The following is a 2,581-nucleotide window of genomic DNA, read 5'->3' as shown; positions in this document are numbered from 1 at the left end:
TATCAGCCGGGCAACGCCAGCTTATTTCCTTCGCTCGTGCACTAGCCTTTGATCCCGCAATTTTAATTCTGGATGAAGCTACTGCCAATATTGACACCGAAACGGAAGCGCTCATCCAATCCGCTCTTGAGGTACTCAAGAAGGGACGTACGACCTTTATCATTGCTCACCGTTTGTCCACCATTCGCAGTGCAGACCAAATTTTGGTGCTTCATCGGGGTGAAATTGTTGAACGGGGTAGCCATGACGAACTTATGGCCCAAGGCGGTCGTTACTTCCAAATGTATCAGCTCCAGTCGGGAACAGTTGCAACAGATTCGGCTTCATCCTCTGCTACGCCTTCTGCGCAAGATGACCTGCTTGCAGGCAAAGTCAGCATTTAAAGCTTGAATAGCCCTATTGCTTAGGGCTAACGATTAACATTTGGTATGAAAAAAACCAGCAAGTCTCCCCTACAAATTGGAGGCTCGTTGGTTTTATTTATATCTATAACATAGGGCTCGTAATTTTATTTAGCTACAGACGTGCCTGTTCCTGTGGGCGGAAGCACTGTTCCATCTACTGCTTTAAGCGTAACCTTATACTTGCTGTCTACCAATGTGCTTGTGTGGGTATCCGTAATGACCTGAATATTCATTTCCCCTGGCTTTGGACTAGTCAGCTTGTAGTAAATTACTGCATTCGTATCATCTACGTAGTCGATGTGATCCACTTCAATGCCGTAACCTGGATTAGGTGCCTGCAGACGGGTGATTGTCACTTTGTTTTGCTGGTCATTTGCCTTCTCTATACTCATACTAATGTTATTTTGTTGAACCGGATCTACAGGCTCAGCCGGATTTTCAGGAGTAGCTTCAACCGTTTTATGACTTTGTACAAATTCGGATGCGTTATAGACCATTTCTGCTGCCTCCATCCGCGTTACTTTACGATCTGGGTTAAAGTTGCTCTGTTCGTCCAATTTTGCAATTTTGGTCAATAGCAGGAATTGAACGGCTGCATTTGATTCCTGGTCTAGTTTTTTGCCATCCGCTACATTAATTAACATACGGACAGTTGGATATTCACCCGTTGCACTCACTGCTTTATACAGAATATTCGCAAATTGTTCTCTTGTCATACGGGTGCTTGGATCAATATCTGGTGACAAAGGGATTTGGTGTTGGGCTGCAATCCGATAGGACTGGGCATACCATGCAGAAGCCGGAATGTTTGCAAAGGAACCCGTTGTGAAATCAGGCATTACCTGAAGATCCATTGCACGAACAACCAAGTGTACTCCTTGTGCATACGTGAGCGTTTGATCCGGTGCAAATTTATCCTTGGTTATTCCTTGAATAATTCCTTTGTCCTGAAGTGAGTTTACGATCTTCTCCTGTTCAGCTCCCTTTATATCACGAAAAGCAGAAGCCGACGTAGCTACTGCCAATGAGCAGATGACAAGCAGGGCAGCTGTCACGCTTTTGTTCTTTTTCATGAGATACACCTCCATGTTTACTTTGCTTCTACACTTACCGACGCAATAAAAGCATCAAATGTTTCAAATATGCACAAATTGGTTGCAAAACAGTGGAATACCTGCGTTTAGTGTACCCGTCTAACTCTTTTCTGCTCACAATCTTTATACATACCCAAAAGTGCCTGTAACCGATTAATCTTTTACAGTATTCCTTTGGAAGAGCCAGGTCTGGGTAGCAGTCATCCCGCCAGCAAAAACTCGCTCCCCTTTGTTCGCTTTGCTTACATCCGATTCGGTGCTTTCAGACCAAGAAGTTGCAGCGCGCATGCCAGAATATCGGCAGTTTGTTCCGCCAACCGAATACGCCACTGTCCACCATCGACAATCCTTTCCTTGGCGTAAAAACGGTTAAACGCCTGAGCCGTATCCAATGCAAATCTCGCAATTACCGATGGCTCCAGTTGGCGAGCCGCACGTATCAGTTGTCCGTGATAGCGACCCAACTGCTTAAGCAGCGCCCAACCTGCGTCACCCAACATTCCATCCGATACGTCATTCAAATCACGAGAATGGCTATCTTGGACAAGGGCGTTGTCGCTAGAATTGGTGTTATCAACATCGACGCGAGCGTGAGCTTTCTCCAGAAGGCTGCGTATGCGCGCATGAGTATACTGCACATAAGGCCCGGTCTCGCCTTCAAAGGTCAGCGCCTCCACCAACGAAAAATCCACTTCATTCAGCCGGTTGTTTTTTAAATCACCAAAAATAATCGCCCCAATGCCAACGTCCTCAGCTACTGCCTGTTGTTCCTGCAAATCGGGGTTCTTCTGAGTAATGATGGCTTGAGCACGCGCTATAGCTTCATCCAGCACCTCCTCCAGTTTGACAACTTTTCCGCGTCTTGTGGACATTTTCTTACCCGCAAACCGCATTAATCCAAATGGCACATGCTCACATTGCTCCGCCCAAGCCTCCCCTGCATGCTTCAGCACCGCAAACACCTGCTGGAAATGCAACTTCTGTTCTCCACCAACGACGTACAGCAACCGATCAGCCTTCATCACTTCATGACGATAAATCGCTGTTGCCAGATCACGTGTCGGATAAATGGTAGTCCCATCC

2 protein-coding genes and 1 pseudogene are annotated in these 2,581 nt (G+C 46.5%); 1 reads left to right on the top strand and 2 read right to left on the bottom strand.

The window, feature by feature from the left end:
* Window positions 1-383, top strand: a pseudogene (locus tag GRP75_RS24065) (multidrug ABC transporter permease); the annotation flags it as partial.
* Between the two features lie 125 nt (window positions 384-508).
* On the opposite strand, the gene GRP75_RS24060 reads toward GRP75_RS24065, so the two are convergent.
* The gene (locus tag GRP75_RS24060) at window positions 509-1,477 is read right to left on the bottom strand and encodes an S-layer homology domain-containing protein (RefSeq protein ID WP_160790577.1); all 969 of its coding nucleotides are present in this window, start codon (window positions 1,475-1,477) and stop codon (window positions 509-511) included.
* 263 nt (window positions 1,478-1,740) lie between these two features.
* A partial coding sequence (gene argS, locus GRP75_RS24055) for an arginine--tRNA ligase domain-containing protein (RefSeq protein ID WP_160790576.1) occupies window positions 1,741-2,581 on the bottom strand: 841 nt, incomplete at its 5' end.

Origin of the sequence: Paenibacillus sp. OT2-17 (genome assembly GCF_009827695.1) — a bacterium.
Lineage (GTDB): Bacteria > Bacillota > Bacilli > Paenibacillales > Paenibacillaceae > Paenibacillus > Paenibacillus polymyxa_B.
The sequence above is the reverse complement of the archived record's forward strand: the minus strand, read 5'-3'. Positions and strand labels throughout refer to the sequence as shown.

Bases quoted from the DNA above. Each gene is read 5' to 3' on its own strand.
- GRP75_RS24060 (WP_160790577.1), bottom strand. From the start codon at position 1,477: ATGAAAAAGAACAAAAGCGTGACAGCTGCCCTGCTTGTCATCTGCTCA.